This is a genomic window from Sphingomonas panni, from assembly GCF_022664435.1.
Classification (GTDB): Bacteria; Pseudomonadota; Alphaproteobacteria; order Sphingomonadales; family Sphingomonadaceae; genus Sphingomonas; species Sphingomonas panni.
The window spans coordinates 256,935-272,810 of record NZ_JAKREU010000004.1 but is presented as its reverse complement, the minus strand read 5'-3'; the positions used below and the strand labels follow the sequence as shown (position 1 = coordinate 272,810).

Sequence of the window (15,876 nt, the reverse complement as noted above, 5' to 3'; positions counted from 1 at the left end):
ATGGATTAAGGAAGCTAGGCCGATGAACGCGATCACCGAGAAGCAGGGCTTCTGGAAAAAGTCGCACCATCTCGACAAGATGACCTTCAAGCAGCTTGTCGTTGCGTATTTTCAGTATCCGGCGATCATCGCCTATATCGCGCTGTCGTTCGTCGCGATCGGCCTGTTCGCGTGGCGTCCGGCGCCGCTGGTCCCGACCCTGGCGTCGGTCGGCGTCGCGGTCCTGGCCTATCCGTTCGTGTGGTATGTGCTGCATCGCTGGGTGCTGCATTCCAACTGGATGTTCAAGTTCGCGCCGCTCGCCGCGACGTGGAAGCGTATCCATTACGATCATCATCAGGACCCCAATCACCTGGAGGTGCTGTTCGGCGCGCTGCACACGACCCTGCCCGCGATCGCCGTTGCGACCGCTCCGGTTGGATATCTGATCGGTGGCTTCGGCGGGGCGATGGCCGCGCTGGCGACGGGTCTGCTGACGACCTGTTTCTACGAATTCTGCCATTGCATCCAGCATTTGGCGTACAAGCCCAAGAACAAGCTGCTGGTCGAATGGAAGCGCAAGCACATGGCGCACCATTTCCATGACGAGCATGGTAATTTCGGCATCACCAACTTCTTCTGGGACAAGATTTTCGGCACCCATTACGAGCGTTCGGAACGCCCGGAAAAGAGCCCGACCGTCTTCAACCTCGGCTATACCGAAGAGGTCGCCAAGAAATATCCGAAGGTCGCCGAACTTTCGGGTGGTGTCGCGAAGGGGCATCCCCGTTATCGCGGATGATGGGATGACCGATTTGTCATTTGAAGTTTGACACGGGGCGGCGCATTGCCGCCCCGTTGCTGTTTGGGGGATAGCCATGTCGATCACCGTCCGTCCGGTCCTGACCGCTGCCGACCGCAAGGCGTTCATCGCCCTGCCCTATCGGCTGTACGCCAACGACCCGCACTGGGTCCCGCCGCTGAAGAGCGAGGTCGCCGCGCAGATCGATCCCAAGAAGAATGGCTGGTTCAGCCATGCCGAAGCGCAACTGTACATCGCCGAGCGCAACGGCGCGGTCGTTGGCCGGATATCGGCGCATCTCGACACCCTCGCGCTGACCATGCCGACAGACAAAGGCTTCGGCCCGGGCGTCGGCTTTTGGGGCATGTTCGAAGCAGCGGACGAGGCAACAGGCAAGGCACTGATCGCGCAGGCCGAGCAATGGTTGCGCGGCAAGGGCATGATCCGCGCCATCGGCCCGTGCAGTCTGTCGGTGTGGGAAGAGCCTGGACTGTTGATAGAGGGTCATGACCACAGCCCGACCGTGCTGATGGGCCATCACCTCCCCGCCTATCGTGGCTGGATCGAGGGGGCGGGCTACGCCCCGGCCAAGCAGATGATCACTTACGAGCTGGACATCACCAAGGATTTCCCCCCGATCGTCCAGCGGATCGTGGCGGCGGGCGAGAAGAACCAGCGCATCCATATCCGCCGGGTCAACAAGGCGAAGTTCGCCGACGAAGCCGAGATCATCCTGCGCATCCTGAACGATGCCTGGTCCGATAATTGGGGCTTCGTACCGTTGACCCAGCCCGAAGTCGACGATGTCGGCAAGAAGCTGAAACCGCTGGTGTTCGAGGACCTGATCCGCATCGCCGAACTGGACGGCGAGCCGGTGGCGTTCATGATTACCCTGCCGGACATGAACGAACCACTGAAGCCGATGGGCGGATCGTTGCTGCCCTTCAACTGGCTGAAGCTGCTGCTGTGGCTGCGTGCGCCGAAGGCGCGGACGATGCGCGTGCCGCTGATGGGCGTGGTCAAGAAGCTGCAGGCATCGCGCATGGCGAGCCAGCTGGCCTTCATGATGATCGAATATATCCGCCGCGATGCGGTTGCGAAGTTCGGCGCGTCGCGCGGCGAGATCGGTTGGGTGCTGGACGATAATCAGGGCATGAACGCCATCGCCACCACGATCGATAGCAAGGTCAACCGCGTCTATCAGATGTACGAACGCACCCTGTAACCGATACCGCCGGGCCGGGACCCGGCGGTAACCCGGCAGGTCAGAGTTGGCCGATCGCGACCAGCGGATCGAATCCCCGCGCGCGCCAGTCATCGCGGGTCCGGCAGATTTTCGGGCGACGCGGCGCACCTTCGCGGCGGTCGCTGATGCAATAGCGGCGGAGACGTACGGGTGCTGCCGGTTGCGCCTGTTCGATGGCGGCGATTGCGGGGATCGGCGAAACCGTGACCGGGTCGGATGCTTGAACCGCCGATGCGGCGACGATGCCCAAGGCCGCGAAGAGAATGGTCGTCATGGTAGGAGCTCCCTGTGGTGTCCGGCGATGATCGCGGACTTGTCAGAGACTCTGCAGCGACCGTGCCAAACCGCCGATCGACCGGAAATCAACACCTTAGCGCGACAGCCCCCCCGAACATTGTGTTATACACTACTAACACACTGCACATTGCGCCACATATTGGCGTTCGATGAAGCCGGATGTCAGAACCGCCGGGACAGACCACTATAGAGGCGCAAGCCGGGCGTATGGTCGTCCAGCCCAGCAACGCCGCCAGCATCGATGAAGAAATCGTCCGACACTTGCCAAGCAACCGCGAGGGCCAGTCGATGCTCGGCAGCATGGTCCGCCCGCTGCCACTGAAGCTCACTAGTCAACTGGCACGCCTTGCTTAGCAGGAAGCCCAGCCCCAGCGTACCGGTCGCGACCACGGCATTACCGCCCCGATCCTCACGCGGCATCCAGGCAAGTTCGGGCGAGAATTGCAGGTTGATCGTATCGCTCAGGTCGTAGCTGACCGGTGCCACCATCGCTGCGCCCCAGCCGCCCTGCCCGATCGGCGTCCGCCCGACCGGCACGACGATCGAGGGCTGCACGCCATAGGACAGTCCCTTGCCATCGGGATTGCGCAACGCGATGCGGGTGCCGATCTGCACATCGCCAGTCCGCGCGTCGTTTTGACCGCCGGGGCGATCGCGTGCGATGCCGAGCGGCGTCCATTCGACCTGCAACTCGGTCGCGTCGGTCAATCCCAGCCGGAGGAGCGTGTCACCGAACAGCACGGTGTCGCTGTCGCTCGACCGCTCCCAATCGGACAGCGCCGTCTCGAGCGCGAAACGCCCCGGCTCGATCGTACAGGCCGACTGGCCGAGGCTTGGTCGGGTCGGACAATAGTCACGCGCGTGCGCGACGCCCGGTGCCAGTAGCGCCATGCCGACCATGGCCATCGCGAGGCGGTTCAACGCAGGCGGACCCAGGTGGGCGCGTGATCGCTGGCCTTTTCGCGGCCGCGATGCGCCTTGTCGACGCCGGCATCGACGAACCGGTCAGCCGCCACCGGACTGAGCAGCAGATGGTCGATCCGGAACCCCGCGTCGCGTTGCCATGCGCCGGCCTGATAGTCCCAGAAGGTCCACACCCCGCCCTTCGGAAACCGCGTGCGCAGCGAGTCCGTCCAGCCCTGCGCCAGCAACGCACGATAGCCCGCGCGTGATTCGGGCTGCATCAGGGCGTCGTCCTGCATCGCGCGAACCGAAAAGACATCGTCGTCGTTGGGAATGACGTTATAGTCACCGGCGAGCACCACCGCGCGCTCCTCCGTCAGCAGTTCGGCAGCGCGTGCGCGCAAGCGGTCGATCCAGCGCAGCTTGTAGTCGAATTTCGGCCCTGGCCGGGGATTGCCGTTGGGCAGATAGATCGAGGCGATAACGACACCATCGACCTCCGCCTCCAGATAGCGGCTATGCTCGTCCTCCGGTTCGCCCGCCAGGCCGCGCTGACGCTCGACCGGTTCAGCCCCGCGTGCCAGGACAGCGACGCCGTTGAACCCCTTCTGGCCGTGCCATACGGCACCATAGCCTGCCGCGCGGATATCCGCCTCGGGGAACGTGTCGTCACTCGACTTCAGTTCCTGAAGGCAGACCACATCGGGCTGCTCCTCGGTCAGATACTCGATCAATCGCGGCAGACGCGCCTTGATACCGTTGACGTTGTAGGAGACGATCCGCACGTCAGACCGCGAAGCTGGTGCCGCAGCCGCAGCCGGACGCCGCCTGCGGATTGGTCACCCGGAATGCCGCGCCACCGAGCGATTCGACGAAATCGACCTCGCTGCCGCGCACCAGATCGATGCTGACCGAGTCCACGACCAGCTTGACGCCGTCGGTTTCCGCGATGCTGTCATCGGGTTCGATCCCTTCGGCCAGGCCGAAGCGGTATTGGAAGCCGGAGCAACCGCCCCCCTCGACCGACAGGCGCAAGATGGCGGGCTTCGCCTGCTTTGCGGCAATGGCGGCAACGCGCGCCGCCGCCGCGGCGGACAGGGTGACATCGGTCATGGTCGTATCCATCCCGACCAGATAGGCGCAGCGTCGCCCCACGGCAACGGCGCCCGAGCAGCTTACTCGGCGACGGCGGGGCCACCCATCGCCAGACGCTGGCGCTGTGCACGGTCGGCAGCCAATGCCAGCTGCCCCGCCTGCAAATACGGCGCAGGATTCACGGCCGATCCATCGATGCGGACTTCGTAGTGGAGGTGGCTGCCGGTCGAACGGCCGGTCGATCCCATCAGGCCGATCAGCTGACCGCGCTTCACGCGTTCATGGTCGCGCACCAGGATTTTCGACAGGTGGCCATAGCGGGTCGCGATGCCCTTGCCGTGGTTGACCTCGATCAGGTTGCCATAGCCACCGGCGCGCTCGGCGCGCGAGATGATGCCGTCGGCAGTCGCATAGATCGGCGTGCCGATCGGACCGGGAATGTCTACGCCGGCATGCATCGCGGCGGTACCGCGGAACGGGTCGGAACGGACGCCGAAATTGCTGGTGAAGGACAGGCTCTGCACCGGTTGATAGGACGGGATCGAGATCGCGGCCTGTTCGATGGTGTCGAGCTTCTTCCAGCTCATGAACAGTGCGCGGAACTGGGCATCAGCCTGTGCATCCGCCGTCGCGGCACCGGCAGCCGCCGCAGCGGCGGTAGCCGCATCGACCGGTTCATAGGGACCACCCATAGCCGGCAGCACCCGGCGCGGGTTCAGGCCCAGCTTGCGGAGCGAACCGGCGGTCTGGGCATAACGGGCATCGGCGATCGCCTTTGCCTGTGCGGCCATCGCCGCCTGCTGCCGCGCAACGCGATCGAACGGACGCGTCACGCTGTTGGTGGCACCGGCAGGCTTCTGATCGAGGGCGGCGAGCGCAAGGGTCTTCGCGTCTTCCGATCCGGTGAGCACGGCGGCGAGCGCCGCCTGTCGCTTGTCGAGCCGTTCGGCATGGGCGCGGGCGTCGGCGTGCAGACGGGCGACATCGGCGCGCATCGCGTTGACCTGCTGCTGCATCACCGCAACCTTGTCATCATCGGCGACCCCGCCCGCCATCGCGGTGCCGATGGTCGCCTGGCCCATGCCATAGGCGGAAAACGCGATGGTGATGGCGGCGAGACCGGCGGCAGTAGCCTGATTCCGGCCGGAAATAGTGTGACGGCGCAGTTGCTTGCCATCGTGCAGGATAAAATGGCGGGTCCGAAAGATCGAACGGAACCCCGTGATCGGAGCGACGTTATTTTTCCATACGGAGGTAATCGACATTATGTCCCGCTATCCGAGCGTTATGCGCGCCGGACGAGCCGACACGAACGATGAACCCCAATGTCTTGACGGTATGCCCCACCGCGTTGACCGAGGCCGCACTTGCCGGAAATTTGTTATGCCATGCAAGGGCTGGCCCCGTCGGCCGCGTTAAACCGTCGTACAGGTACGGCGAGCCGTTTAACCACATAACGCTACTGGGAAAATGAAACCGGCCCTTGCCTGTCGATGAAAGGACTGCAACCGATTCGGTGAGGTCAGGACGGCAGCGCCGACAGGACGGCGGCCGCGTGCCCCGCCACCTTCACCTTGCGCCACTGGCTGACCAACGTTCCGCCGGCGTCGAACAGGAAGGTCGCCCGCTCGATCCCCATGTAACTGCGGCCATACATCTGCTTTTCCACCCACACGCCGAACGCCTCGCACACCGATCCGTCCTCGTCGCTGGCGAGGTCGACACACAGCGCATGTTTCTGGGCAAAGCGCAGCAGCTTCGCCGGCGTATCGCGCGAGACGCCGATCACCGCCGCGCCGCGCGCGCGGAATTGCTCAGCCAGTGCCGAAAAATCCTGTGCCTCACGGGTGCAGCCGGTCGTGTCGGCCTTGGGATAGAAATATAGCACCAGCGGCTGGCCGGCGAGGTCCGCCAGCGCGAAGGGTGTGCCGTCCGCCGCCGTCAGCGTGCCCGCCGGCAGCGTATCACCGATCTCCATCCTGTTCTCCCGTCGCAATGGCGGCCCAAGTCGTGGCGACGATCTGCCGCACCTCGTCCAGCCGGGCAAGCGCCGCCGGCCAGTCGGCACAGCCAAGCGCAGCGGCAAGGATCGGCTGGGTCGCATCGGAGGGAACCTGCCCGTCCGGCGCGACCAGCCGCATCGTCACCAGCAACCGTGTGAGGAAGTCGTGCGCCGGCCGCAGCGTGTCGGGCAACAGCCCCTCCCCAGCCAACACATCAATTGCGGCCCCCAGTTGCGGTGCCAGCCCGCGCCCGGTCGCCAATTGCGTGACATGTACCGCGAACTCGAGGTCGACTAGGCCACCGGGTGCCAGCTTTGCATCGAGCGGACCCGATGGCGGCTTGTGACGGGCCATGTCCGCCCGCATCGTCGCCGCCTCCGCCGCGATGTCGCGCGGGGGACGGTCGCCGCCCAGCACACGCGCGATGATCTCGGCCGCCTCGGCCTGACCCGTGGCGGATCCGACGATCGGCCGTGCGCGCGCCAGTGCCATATGCTCCCACGTCCACGCGTCCTCGCGCTGATAGCGTTCGAACCCTGCGAGCGAGACGACCAGCGGCCCCTGCGCGCCGGAGGGACGCAGCCGCGTGTCGACTTCGTAGAGCGGCCCCGATGCGGTCTGCACCGACAGCGCCGCGGTCAATCGTTGTGCCAGACGGTTATAGTAGAGGACGGCGCCCAACGGCTTCTCGCCATCCGATTCCGCCGCGAAATCGCCGGTAAAGCAATAGATCAGATCGAGGTCGGACGCATGGGTCAGCGCGCCCCCGCCCAGTCGCCCGAGCGCAAGGACGATCAGTTCGCTGCCAGGTACGTGACCGTGGCGCTGGGCGAATTCGTCGACCGTAGCGGCCGCCAAGACACGAACCGCCGCTTCCGCCACCCGCGCATAGCCCGCCGCGACCGCCAGCGGATCGCTGGTGCCCGCCACGATCTGAACGCCCAGCATGAAGCGCTTTTCGTTGACGACATCGCGGACGTGATCGAGCAGGCGTTCATAGCCATCGCCTGCGCGTTCGCGCATCTCGGCAACCAGTTCGTCGACGCTGCCGACCGGTTCGAGGGCGCGGGCATCGATCAGCGCGTCGAGCAGCACCGCGCGCCGCGCCAGCGCCTCGGCAAGGGTCGGCGCATGGCACAGAATCGTGCTGAGAAGACGTGCCAGGGCCGGCTGTGCCTCCAACAGGCGGAACAGGTTGATCGCGCTCGGCAGGCGGGCCAGCATCGCATCCAGCCGCATCAGCGCCGCGTGCGGATCGGCTGCGGTGGCGAGACCCGCGACCAGTCCGGGCAGGCTGTCCTCCAGCGCCGCGCGCGCCGCCGGGCTGCGCAGTGCCGGATACGCCCCGCCCCGCCAGTCGGCAATCCGCCGGGCACCCTGTTCGCCCGAGGCGAAGCCCATCGCCTCCAGCCGGTCCGCCAGCGATTGCGGATCGACCGGCAACCGCGAGGTCTGCGCGCCGTCCAGCCGGTCATAGATCGCACCGACCGCGGCGACATGCGGTGCCAGCAGGTCGAGCAGCGCGCCACCGTCCTCGACGCCGTGGAGCCGGGCGACCCGGTCGAGCGCCTCACCATGGTCCGGCAGGCTGTGAGTCTGCCGGTCGTCGACCATCTGCAACCGATGTTCGATGGTGCGGAACAGCGTGTAGGCCGCGTCCATCAAGGCTGCTTCTTCCGCCGCGATGCGACCACCGGCCGCGAGCGCCGCCAGCGCGTCGCGGGTGGCGGGTGCACGCAGATCGGCATCGCGGCCGCCATGGACCAGTTGATGCACCTGCGCGAAGAATTCGACCTCGCGGATGCCGCCTCGCCCGCGTTTCAGGTCGTATCCCGGGCCGAACGCCTGCCCCTGCGCATAATGTTCGCGAATGCGGCGGGTAATATCGCGGATTTCACCGATCGCACCGTAATCGAGCGCGCGGCGCCACACGAACGGCCGGATGGCGTCGAGGAAACGCCGGCCTAGCGCGACATCACCAGCGACCGCACGCGCGCGGATGAAAGCGGCGCGCTCCCATGGCAGCGCGGCGGACTCGTAATAGGAAACCGCGGCATCGACCGGCAGCGCGATCGGCGTGGCCTCCGGTGAAGGGCGCAGCCGCAGGTCGACCCGCAGGACATAGCCGTCGCCATCGCGCGCCTGCAGCAGCTCGACCGCCCGCTTGCCGATCCGCACTGCCGCCTCGGCCGGCGAATCCTTCTCACGACGGGGCAGGATCGCCGGATCGTAGAGCAAAATCGGATCGATATCGGATGAATAGTTGAGTTCGTGACTGCCCTGCTTGCCCAGCGCGATAGCGGCAAATCCGACCGGCTCCGCGCCCGGCGTCCGCTCCTCAATCGCCTGCAAGATCGCGCGGTGCAGCGCGTGATCGGCAAAGTCGCTGAGCGTTCGCGTAACCCGGGTCAGGTCATAGGCGCCCGCCAAGTCACCGAGGGCGACGAGCAGCGCGACCCGCCGCCGCTCGATCCGCAACCGGCGAGCGAGCGGCATGTCGGGGTCGGCGACCGCTGCGGCCAGCACATCGATGTCGAAGCTATCGATGCGGTTCAGGCAATCCGCCTCGCGATCGATCAAGGTCGACAGGAATGGCGACCCGGCACGCACCCGTTCCAGGAAATCAGGCAAAAACTGCATCATATCCCCCGAGCTATCCACGCGACCGAGCGTGACACCTATCGCTTGGGGAAATGAAACGAAACTCCGATGCGCTCGTTGGACGAATATGGCACCCCATATTCCCTCTCGCGGCGAACGCACTTTTGCCGGGCAGGTCGTGCGGCCGCCCAGCCCTGCCGAAGGTGTGGGTCAGGCGTTGCGTCGGGTGTTCGATCGTGATGCAGCATTGCCACGCGACTGGGACGATTATCTCCGGTCGCTCGACGATCTGCCGAAGCAGTAAGCGACCTCAGCGTTCCCGGCTGAGGTCGTCGACTTCGCCCATGATCGTGTCCAGTACAGTCTGCCCATTATTGTCGGGCTGTTCGGCGCGCGATGGCAGCTTGCCCTCCGACATGAGCGCTTCCAACGCGACACGACCGCGTGCGACGCGGCTTTTGATCGTGCCGACTGCGACGTTACAGATTTCCGCCGCTTCCTCATAAGCGAACCCGCCAGCACCAACGAGGATCAACGCCTCGCGCTGCGGCTGCGGCAGGTGAAGCAGCGCGCGCTGCATGTCGGCCAGTTCGACGTGGCGGTCCTGACTTGCCGGGGCGGCGAGAATCCGGTCGGCGACCAAGTCGTCCCACTCGCCCTTGAACCGGGCGCGGCGCATCTGCGACAGATACAGGTTGCGCAGGATGATGAAGGTCCATGCCCGCATGTTCGTGCCGGCCTGGAACCGCTGACGCGCAGCCCATGCCTTCAACAGGGTTTCCTGCACCAGATCATCGGCCAGATCGCGACTGCCCGATAGCGAACGGCCAAAGGCGCGCAGGTGCGGAATGACCTGTGCCAGCTGCTTCTTGAACTCGGGATCCGGCAGCGCGACATGCTCCTGCACCTCGCCTGCCACATCCTCGCTGATATCGGATTCAGTCATTCTTATCCGTTCGATACGTGGCCGACCCGGTGTGGGACGGCCCCGAACATAGGGTTGCCTATGGCCGATTGCCAGTGACGGTACGCCCGCGTCGGGCGCACCGTCCGCTTTAGGTGAGGAGGATATAAGCCATGACCGCGATCGCCGCGATCAGGGACACCATAAGCACATAACGGGTAACCCCGGGCGTTGCGCCGGCCCGCGCCTCGGTGGCGCTGACATGGATGCGTTCGTTATCGTCTGCCATCGCCTATCAACCCCCGAAGTTCGTTTTGGGTCCGTACCGTTATGCCACCGTTTCCGGCACGGTAGCTTCGTCGAAGAACAGCGCCTGGCTGATTGCGGCCTTCACGGTCGACCGCTGGAACGGCTTGGTGATGAGGAAGGTCGGTTCCGGTCGTTCGCCGGTCAGCAACCGCTCCGGGAAGGCAGTGATGAAGATCACCGGCACGTTGAATTCCGACAGGATGTCCTTGACCGCATCGATGCCCGAGCTGTCGTCCGCCAGCTGGATATCGGCCAGCACCAGCCCCGGCCGGTCCTGCATCGCCAGGGCGACGGCCTCGTCCCGGGTCACCGCCACGCCGGTCACGTCATGCCCCAGGTCGCGAACGATCTGTTCGAGGTCCATGGCGATCAGCGGTTCGTCTTCGATGATCATCACGCGCGAACGGGTCTGCTGCTCGATCTCCCGCAGGGCCTCGGCAACCAGTTCCTCGACCTCGTCCGGGCTGGCCTCGATCAGATAGGCCGCATCCTCGGTGGTGAAGCCTTCCATCGCGGTGAGCAAAAGCGCCTGACGCGACAGCGGCGCGATGCGGGCAAGCCGGGCCTGCGCGATCGCTTCGTTTTCGGTACCCGACGCGCTGGCGGCGCCGAACGCCTCAGGCTGCGACGACGCCCAGATCGCCTGGAAGGTGCGATAGAGGCCGAGCCGGGGATCGACGTCGCGCGGAAATTCTTCCGGCGCGGCGACGATGGCTTCCAGCGTCGCGCGAACATATTGGTCGCCCTCGGTCTGGCTGCCGGTAAGCGCCCGGGCATAGCGCCGGAGGAAGGGAAGGTGCGGCGCAAGCTGCTGTCCGAGCGACATGGTCAGGTAATTCTCCTTCGGTGCGCCGACGGTGTGGCCGGCGGCGCGAATCTCAAAATGTCCACGATGCACTGAGGGAAACGACGCCTCCCCCGAGTTCGCGTCAGGTCATGGAACCAACGAGCGCGTCTTTAGTTTCATGTGCGCCCGACGTGCTGTCGCAAGGTCGTCTTGCACGCGTCGGCACAGGTTTTTCAGTTTCGTACCGGCGATCTGGTCCGGGTATCGGGGGAAGGCATTGCTTCGTGAAGGATGGTGAACAGGCGGCCCGGCAGTCGAGTGCGAAACAAGCGGTGACGCCTGCATCGGACAAGAAGGATTCGTCTAACCTCGGCAATGCTCTGCGCGCGGTCTATCATGACGCCGCCAGCGAAGCGGTGCCCGATGAGATGCTCGACTTGCTTAGCAAGTTGAAATAGCTCGCACGGTGTGACGACACCCTTCCCCGTTCGACGGACATCGCCAAACCCTGCCGCCGTACTGCGGCGCGCGCCTACCGGCGCGAAGGTCATGCTGATCCTGAGTGCCGCGTTGCTGCCGCTGGCGCTGATCGCGCTGTTCGCGACGTTGCAGACGTCGCGCATCGCCGATGTCGACCTGCGCGCGCGGTTGCGCGTGGCGGCGACCGAGGCTTCGCGCGCGCTGGCGATTGAGCTGGTCGGCGACATGACCGCGCTCCGCGTCGCGATGACCGCCATGTCGGCCGATCCTGCGAACGCGCCAAGCTGTGCCCGCGTCGAGGGGGTATTCGCCCAGCAGACGTCGATCGGCGCGCGCTTTGGCATTTATTCCGCCGATGGCCGCCTCGTATGCGGAACGGCGATTCCGGTTCGCATGGTCGGTGCCCCCGATGCCGGCGGTATACGGGCACAGGTCGTGCCGAACGGTGGTTTGGTGCTGGACATCAGCGGGGTCGGCTCGGCCCGGGCCGTCGCCTTCTTTCCGGTCACCATGTTGCGCGAACTTGCCCAACCCAGCGGGTTCGCCACGCCGTTCGAAGGTGGCGTGCTGCACGGTTCCGAATCCGAACTGACGCTGACGCAGTTGCCGGCGCAGGGCGGGATCGACCGGCTGGAGCGGGTCGATATCCCGCTGGGGATCGACGACCTGACGTTCAGCATGGCGGTGCGCCGTGCCCCCTTCACCTCCTCGGCGATCATCGCGATGCTGTTGCCGCTGGTGATGTGGATCGCGGCGACCGGCATCGGCTGGTTCGTCGTCGACCGACTGTTGATCCGGCCCCTGCGGCGGCTGCGCGACGATATCGAACGCTATCGCCCTGGGCACCCGATGGCCGACGTCAACCTGGGCGCGATACCCGCACAGGAAATCGCCGATCTGGGTGAGACGTTCCAGGAACTGACCCACACGGTCGAGCGGCACGAACAATCGATGGCGGACGGACTGGTCCGACAGACCAAGCTGACCCGCGAAGTGCATCACCGCGTGAAGAACAACCTGCAGGTCATCGCCAGTCTCATTAATTTCCACGCCCGCAGCGCCCATGGCGCAGCGGCCACCGATGCCTATGCCACGATCCAGCGACGCGTGGACGCGCTAGCCGTCGTCCATCGCCATCATTATGCGGAGATGGAGGAAAATCGCGGTCTGGAACTCAAATCCGTGATCGGCGAACTGGCGTCGAACATCCGGGCGACGGCATCCGGTTCCGCGACCAAGCTCGGCATAACGCTGCATGTCGAGCCGGTGCTGGTGACGCAGGACGTGGCGGTTGCGGTATCGTTCCTGCTGACCGAGCTGATCGAACTGGCCGTGTCGGTGAACCCGGACGCGCAGATCGGCGTCTCGCTCCGCCAGGTCGCGGGCACCGATACCGCGGTTCTGCGAGCAACCTCACCCGCGCTCGTCGAGAGCGAAAACCTCGAGTCGCTGGTCGCCAGCCGCTATGGGCGCATCATCCTCGGCCTGTCGCGGCAGCTGCGCGCGCCGCTGCATCACGATCCGCTGACCGGAGCCTATGAGATAACGATCGCAGCCCGCGCCGCGTGAAACGGGTCAGCGCAGGCCGAGCAGCTTGTGCGTCTGGAGCGACAGACGCCATTTCGGACGGGCCATCGCGAAGTCGATTGCGGCGTCGCGGTGGATCGCTTCCATGCCGATCGCGTCCATCGGCTGGACCAAATGATGGGCGAAATCCCATTGCTCGACCGCATCGACATCGATGCCGTCCTGCGGCCAGACCAGCTTCAGTTCATCCCCGGAACGTTGCATGACCTCACTGCCCGCCTTGGGGCTGATACAGATCCAGTCGATACCGGGATGGGCGGCGATGGTGCCATTGCTTTCGATCGCGATCATGAAGCCAGCATCGTGGAGTGCGGCAACCAGCGCGTCATCGATCTGGAGCATCGGCTCGCCACCGGTCAGCACCACGAAGCGGCGGGTGCGATCACCGTCCCACAATGCCGTTACCTCCTCCGCCAGCGCGGCTGCGTCCGCAAACTTGCCGCCGCCCACGCCATCGGTGCCGACAAAGTCGGTGTCGCAAAATTGGCAGACCGCCGTCGCGCGATCCTGTTCGCGTCCGGTCCACAAATTGCACCCGGCAAAGCGGACGAACACCGCACGCCGGCCGGCATGAACCCCTTCCCCCTGCAGGGTCAGGAACATTTCCTTGACCGAATAGGTCATCGGCCGGTGTCGGGCTGTTCCGCATAGCGGGTGGGGTCGGGCAAGCCTGCCTCGACAAAACCGCGCGCGCGCAGCCGGCAGCTGTCGCATTTGCCGCAATGCAGTTCGCCGACCGGGTCGTAGCACGACCAGCTCATGCCGGCATCGATGCCCAGCCGATGCGCCTCGCGGGCGATGTCGGCCTTGGTCATGTGCTGCAGCGGGGCATGGATGCGGAACCGCTCGCCCTCGACGCCTGCGCGGGTGGCCAGTTCCGCCAATCCTTCGAAGCCGGCGATGAATTCCGGGCGACAGTCGGGATAGCCCGAATAATCGAGCGCGTTGACGCCGATCCACAGGTCGCGCGCCCCCGCCGCCTCTGCCCAGCCGAGCGCGAGGCTGAGGAAGATGGTGTTGCGCGCCGGGACATAGGTGACCGGGATCACATCTTCCTCGACGCCGTCCTTCGGCACTGCGATCGCCGTATCGGTCAGCGCCGAACCGCCAAAGGCCGATAGGTCGAGCGGCAGGACGACATGGCGTTCCGCGCCCAACGCCTGCGCGATCCGCCGCGCCGACGCCAGTTCGACCAGATGCCGCTGGTTGTAATCGATCGAGAGCGCCAGCAGCCGGTGGCCTGCCTCTCGCGCCAGCGCCGCCGACACCATCGAGTCCAGTCCACCCGACACCAGCACCACGCTGAGGGGAGTATTCGTCATGCTGCGCTCGCTAAGGCTTTCGCGGGATCAGGGCAACCGCCCGACAAAGAACGGGCCGCACAGGGGCGGCCCGAGGGGTTTCATGCTCAGGGATAACATGCATGTCCCGCAAGGACATGCCCCCTGCCTACCCCGGTTTCGTTAAACAGGCGCTTAACGGCCGCGCCCCGTGCAGTTGCGCAGCCGGCGCGCCTCATACGCATCGGCAAAGGGCATTCCGTCGACGATGCCCTCGCTCTCGATGCGCAGCGCGCGCGGCGTATCGACATGGATCGTCGTGCGGACATGGCCAGCACCGGGACAGGTATAGTGGACCGTCGCGATGCGCGGGGTATCCTCGATCACGAAGCGGCTGCATTCCGCCGCGCGCAACCGCAGTCGGAACAGCACCGCGGTATCCGCAACGCAACTATCGCGCGCCGCTTCCGGCGAACCGGTGGAGCGCAACGCCCAGACCCCGGGGGCAACACTGCGCATCGCCTGCAACGTCGGCGCGCCGGCCGGTTGCGCGACCGCCGCCGACCCGACGACCAGCGCGACCGCCGTCGCCCATTGCCACAGTCCCCCCATGTCGTATCCCCCTTCGGCGCGCGTCAGGCCGCGATATCGGCCAGCGCGAGCCGAAATTTCGTTGCGCAGAATGCGCAGTCGACCGTGATAATCCCCTGCTCATCCGCCATCGCTGCACGCTCTTCTTCCGGAAAGCGGGAGATCACGCCCGCAATATAGTCCCGGTCGCAGCGGCAGCCGCGGGTCAGCATGGTCGTTGCGAGGACGCGGACTTCGCGCTCCTCGTTGAACAGGCGCCACACCAAAGTTTCCAGCGGCAACATCGGGTCGGCAAGCTCATCCGCGCCCATGGTCGCGCCCAGTGCCTCGACATGGTGCCATTCGGGATGGTCGAGCCGCGTGTGCAGCCGCTCGCGCCCCTCCTCGCCTTCGGGAAGATGCTGGAGGAAGATGCCGCCGGCGATACGATTGCCATTGTCATCGACACCAATCCCCAGCCGGACCAGCGACGGAATCTGTTCGGACTGCAGGAAATAGCTCTCCGCCGCCTGCGCAATCGATTCCCCGTCGAGCGGCACGATGCCCTGATAGCGCTCGCCCGAGGTCACCTGATCGAAGGTGATCGCGAGATAGCCTTGCCCGAACAGCGCGAACAGTGACGGGTCTTCGCCCAGTTCGGCCAGCCGGTCGGCGTCGTAATCGACATAACCGCGCAGTTCGCCATTCTTGTAATCGCACACCATCAGGCGGATGATTCCGCCTTGCGTCTGCGCCTGCAGCGTCAGCTGGCCTTCGGCCTCTTTCAGCGTCGATCCGAGTAGCGCGGTCAGCGCCAGCGATTCGGCCAGCAGCTTCTCGATCGGTGCCGGATAGGCATGGGCCGCCAGGATCGACTGGGCGACCGGCCCCAGCCGTACGACACGGCCGCGCGCGTGATGGTCGGGCAGCGTGAACCCGATCGCGCGATCGAGGTCGGGCAGGCGGACGGTATCGGACAAACGAAAGCTCCTCATGCCCCGCGCGGGGGCAAACTGTGATCGATCACTCACAT

General features: G+C 65.4%; 18 protein-coding genes and 1 pseudogene. 5 read left to right on the top strand and 14 right to left on the bottom strand.

The window, feature by feature from the left end; translation table 11 throughout:
* Positions 1-22 precede the first annotated feature (22 nt).
* Together MF609_RS10445 and MF609_RS10440 are read left to right on the top strand one after the other, a co-directional pair.
* Positions 23-781 carry a sterol desaturase family protein gene (locus MF609_RS10445; protein ID WP_242416252.1) on the top strand — a complete coding sequence of 253 codons (759 nt, stop codon included), beginning with the start codon at positions 23-25 and terminating at the stop codon, positions 779-781.
* Between the two features lie 76 nt (positions 782-857).
* On the top strand, positions 858-2,006 hold the full coding sequence (locus MF609_RS10440) for an N-acetyltransferase (protein WP_242416251.1): 1,149 nt from the start codon (positions 858-860) through the stop codon (positions 2,004-2,006).
* Between the two features lie 40 nt (positions 2,007-2,046).
* Here the strand turns inward: MF609_RS10440 and MF609_RS10435 are convergent, their stop codons facing one another.
* The 7 genes from MF609_RS10435 to MF609_RS10405 form a co-directional block, all read right to left on the bottom strand.
* Positions 2,047-2,301, bottom strand: coding sequence for a hypothetical protein (locus MF609_RS10435; RefSeq protein ID WP_242416250.1), 255 nt, complete (start codon positions 2,299-2,301; stop codon positions 2,047-2,049).
* A 185-nt stretch (positions 2,302-2,486) separates the two neighbouring features.
* Positions 2,487-3,245, bottom strand: coding sequence for a transporter (locus tag MF609_RS10430; RefSeq protein ID WP_242416249.1), 759 nt, complete (start codon positions 3,243-3,245; stop codon positions 2,487-2,489).
* Complete coding sequence (gene xth, locus MF609_RS10425) at positions 3,242-4,012, bottom strand: exodeoxyribonuclease III (protein WP_242416248.1); 771 nt, start codon at positions 4,010-4,012, stop codon at positions 3,242-3,244. The genes MF609_RS10430 and xth overlap by 4 nt, the downstream gene beginning before the upstream one ends.
* A 1-nt stretch (position 4,013) precedes the next feature.
* Positions 4,014-4,340 carry a HesB/IscA family protein gene (locus MF609_RS10420; RefSeq protein ID WP_242416247.1) on the bottom strand — a complete coding sequence of 109 codons (327 nt, stop codon included), beginning with the start codon at positions 4,338-4,340 and terminating at the stop codon, positions 4,014-4,016.
* A 62-nt stretch (positions 4,341-4,402) separates the two neighbouring features.
* The gene (locus tag MF609_RS10415) at positions 4,403-5,587 is read right to left on the bottom strand and encodes a M23 family metallopeptidase (protein ID WP_242416246.1); all 1,185 of its coding nucleotides are present in this window, start codon (positions 5,585-5,587) and stop codon (positions 4,403-4,405) included.
* Positions 5,588-5,844: 257 nt separating this feature from the next.
* Positions 5,845-6,300: a peroxiredoxin gene (locus MF609_RS10410; RefSeq protein ID WP_242416245.1), complete on the bottom strand. Its 456-nt coding sequence runs from the start codon at positions 6,298-6,300 to the stop codon at positions 5,845-5,847.
* The gene (locus tag MF609_RS10405; protein WP_242416244.1) at positions 6,287-8,965 is read right to left on the bottom strand and encodes a bifunctional [glutamine synthetase] adenylyltransferase/[glutamine synthetase]-adenylyl-L-tyrosine phosphorylase; all 2,679 of its coding nucleotides are present in this window, start codon (positions 8,963-8,965) and stop codon (positions 6,287-6,289) included. The genes MF609_RS10410 and MF609_RS10405 overlap by 14 nt, the downstream gene beginning before the upstream one ends.
* Before the next feature lie 88 nt (positions 8,966-9,053).
* Here MF609_RS10405 and MF609_RS10400 point away from each other — a divergent pair, with 88 nt between their 5' ends.
* The gene (locus tag MF609_RS10400; RefSeq protein ID WP_242416243.1) at positions 9,054-9,230 is read left to right on the top strand and encodes a hypothetical protein; all 177 of its coding nucleotides are present in this window, start codon (positions 9,054-9,056) and stop codon (positions 9,228-9,230) included.
* Between the two features lie 6 nt (positions 9,231-9,236).
* Here the strand turns inward: MF609_RS10400 and MF609_RS10395 are convergent, their stop codons facing one another.
* The 3 genes from MF609_RS10395 to MF609_RS10385 all read right to left on the bottom strand — a co-directional run bounded on the left by MF609_RS10395 (position 9,237) and on the right by MF609_RS10385 (position 10,965).
* Positions 9,237-9,872, bottom strand: coding sequence for a sigma-70 family RNA polymerase sigma factor (locus tag MF609_RS10395; protein WP_242416242.1), 636 nt, complete (start codon positions 9,870-9,872; stop codon positions 9,237-9,239).
* A gap of 109 nt (positions 9,873-9,981) precedes the next feature.
* Positions 9,982-10,119, bottom strand: coding sequence for a hypothetical protein (locus MF609_RS10390; RefSeq protein ID WP_242416241.1), 138 nt, complete (start codon positions 10,117-10,119; stop codon positions 9,982-9,984).
* Between the two features lie 39 nt (positions 10,120-10,158).
* On the bottom strand, positions 10,159-10,965 hold the full coding sequence (locus tag MF609_RS10385) for a response regulator (RefSeq protein ID WP_242416322.1): 807 nt from the start codon (positions 10,963-10,965) through the stop codon (positions 10,159-10,161).
* A 245-nt stretch (positions 10,966-11,210) separates the two neighbouring features.
* On the opposite strand from MF609_RS10385, the gene MF609_RS19980 reads away from it, so the two are divergent.
* Both MF609_RS19980 and MF609_RS10375 read left to right on the top strand, forming a co-directional pair.
* Entirely contained in the window at positions 11,211-11,384 is a 174-nt protein-coding gene (locus MF609_RS19980; protein WP_242416240.1) for a NepR family anti-sigma factor, read from the top strand.
* A gap of 91 nt (positions 11,385-11,475) precedes the next feature.
* Positions 11,476-12,975, top strand: coding sequence for a sensor histidine kinase (locus MF609_RS10375; protein ID WP_242416239.1), 1,500 nt, complete (start codon positions 11,476-11,478; stop codon positions 12,973-12,975).
* Between the two features lie 6 nt (positions 12,976-12,981).
* Here MF609_RS10375 and queE read toward each other — a convergent pair whose 3' ends face one another.
* From queE to hslO, 4 genes and pseudogenes are all read right to left on the bottom strand, one after another.
* On the bottom strand, positions 12,982-13,617 hold the full coding sequence (gene queE, locus MF609_RS10370; protein ID WP_242416238.1) for a 7-carboxy-7-deazaguanine synthase: 636 nt from the start codon (positions 13,615-13,617) through the stop codon (positions 12,982-12,984).
* A pseudogene (gene queC / locus MF609_RS10365) lies at positions 13,614-14,324 on the bottom strand (7-cyano-7-deazaguanine synthase QueC); the annotation flags it as partial. The pseudogene queC and the gene queE, both read right to left, overlap by 4 nt.
* A gap of 144 nt (positions 14,325-14,468) precedes the next feature.
* Positions 14,469-14,885, bottom strand: a complete 417-nt coding sequence (locus MF609_RS10360; protein WP_242416236.1) for a hypothetical protein — start codon at positions 14,883-14,885, stop codon at positions 14,469-14,471.
* Between the two features lie 23 nt (positions 14,886-14,908).
* Positions 14,909-15,838, bottom strand: coding sequence for an Hsp33 family molecular chaperone HslO (hslO, locus tag MF609_RS10355; protein WP_242416235.1), 930 nt, complete (start codon positions 15,836-15,838; stop codon positions 14,909-14,911).
* Positions 15,839-15,876: the final 38 nt, after the last annotated feature.